The sequence below is a fragment of the Streptomyces sp. NTH33 genome (assembly GCF_003236365.1).
Classification (GTDB): Bacteria; Actinomycetota; Actinomycetes; order Streptomycetales; family Streptomycetaceae; genus Streptomyces.
In genome coordinates this window covers 1-1,987 of the sequence record NZ_POTZ01000780.1, presented here as the reverse complement: position 1 = coordinate 1,987, position 1,987 = coordinate 1, and the positions used below count along the sequence as shown (strand labels likewise).

At 73.5% G+C, this 1,987-nt stretch carries 1 protein-coding gene and 1 pseudogene; one reads left to right on the top strand and one right to left on the bottom strand.

Features of this window, described 5'->3' with window-relative positions; genetic code table 11:
* The coding region (locus C1I97_RS36165; protein WP_441349193.1) for an undecaprenyl/decaprenyl-phosphate alpha-N-acetylglucosaminyl 1-phosphate transferase at nucleotides 1-1,359 on the bottom strand (1,359 nt) is incomplete at its 3' end.
* 192 nt (nucleotides 1,360-1,551) lie between these two features.
* Between C1I97_RS36165 and C1I97_RS36160 the strand changes: the two are divergent.
* Nucleotides 1,552-1,987: pseudogene (locus C1I97_RS36160) on the top strand (Fe-S oxidoreductase); the annotation flags it as partial.

Genomic DNA, 1,987 nt, shown 5'->3' with positions numbered 1-1,987 from the left:
GCCCCAGCCCCAGTCCCGGGCCCGGGCCCGGGACTGGGGCTGGGGCTGGGGCTGGGACCGGGCGGCCCAGAAGGACTGCTCGGTGCGGGAGGACTGCTCGGTGCGGGAGGACTGCTCGGTGCGGGAGCGGGTGCCGAGGACGTCCGTACCCGTGCGCGTGGGGCCGCCGGACAGACCGGTACGCGCGCGTGGAGCGCCGCCGGGCGGTTCCGTACGCGCGCGTGCGGCACCGGACGGATGATCCGTACGCGCGCGCGTGACGCTCCGGGCGGCGGGAAGGCCCCGGGGGCCACGGCTCTCGGGCCGCCTCCGGGTGCCGGGAACCCGGGCGGACGTGCGGGTGCCGTGCGGGTCGGTGTGCGCGCGGGCGCCGTGTGGTCCGGCCGGCCTCCGGGGGCCGTACACCTGGACGCGCAGCAGCCCCAGGACGACCGCCAGACTCGCCCCGGCCACCCACAGCACGCTCCTGGGCGCGGCCCAGCCCGAGTGCACCAGCACCCCGACGAGCACCGCGGCGAAGGTGCCGGCGCCGAGCAGGACGGTCGCGCCCGGCGGTGTCGGCCCGAGCCGGCGCAGTCGGTGCGCGAGGTGGTCGGGACCGCGGCGCAGCACGGGACGCCCGGCCAGCCTGCGCGACAGGACGACGAGGACGGCGTCGGCGCTCGCGGTGGCGGTGAGCGCGAACAGCACGGCCGCGGTGGGCAGCGGGTCGTACCCGGTCCGGGTGAGCACGGCCGCGGAGGCGAGCAGGAAGCCGGTGAACAGCGAGCCGCTGGCCCCGAACGCGATCCGCGCGGGATGCCAGTTGTGCATCAGGAAGCCGGTGAGGGCGGCGGCCAGCACGCTCAGCAGCACCACGAGGTCGTCCATCACCTCGGCCGCCGCGCACGCGCCCGCCCCGAAGGCGGTGAGCACCCCGACCGTGCCCGCGAGGCCGTCCGCGTGGTCGAGCCCCCGGAAGGCGGCGGCCACACAGGCGATCCAGGCCACGGCCGCGATCCCGGCCGCCGGCCCGGTCTCGTCGTACGGCACCACGAAGGCCGCCGCGACCGCCGCACCGACGAGCAGGAACGGCGTCCTCAGCCGCCACAGGTCCGCGACCAGGCCCAGGACGGCGACCCCGGCGGACGCGGCGAGCAGTCGGCACACCCCGTCGCCCAGCGGCGCGGCACCCGTCCAGCCGCCGGCCGCGGCGACCAGGCAGGTGCTGAGCACCACGGCCACGCCACCCAGCAGCGGCACCGGCCGCACCCGTCGCCGGTCGACCAGACCCAGCCGCAGCGCGGGCCCCCGGAACAGCGCCGAGAGCACGGCGGCGAGGAGGAGGGCGGTGATGGCGGTGGCGATCCCGTAGAGCACGGTTCTTAAATTAGGGGTATATGGGTCGATTGAGTGTGAATAACACGATCGGAACAGGATTGGATCTTCAGGTGACCCTCAGCGACCCAGATCACCCCGCATCCGTCTACAGTGCGACGGAGGATGGGGGTAGTCTCAGACGGACTACATAAGTTACTGCTTAGTAATTTCGAGGCCGCCTCAGGAGCCCCCATGCAACTCGCCGCGATCATCGTGTCGCTGGTCCTGACCGTGGTCGGCGTCGCGCTGCTCGCCCGCGCCATCGGCCAGTTCGTCCGGTACTTCAGGCTGGGCCAGCCCGTACCCGCCGGCTCCCGGACCGACAACCCCTACCAGCGCAGTGTGACCCTGGTGAAGGAGTTTCTCGGCCACACCCGTATGAACCGCTGGGGCGTCATCGGGGTGGCCCACTGGTTCGTGGCGATCGGCTTCCTGACGCTGCCGCCGACCCTCGTGCAGGCCTACGGCCAGCTGTTCCGGGCCGACTGGACACTGCCGGTCCTCGGCGGCTTCCTGCCGTTCGAGATGTACATCGAGTTCATCGGCGTGATGACGGTGATCGGCATCGCCGTGCTGATGGCGATCCGCCTGCTGAGCCTGCCCTCGAGGGCCGGCCGCAAGTCCCGCT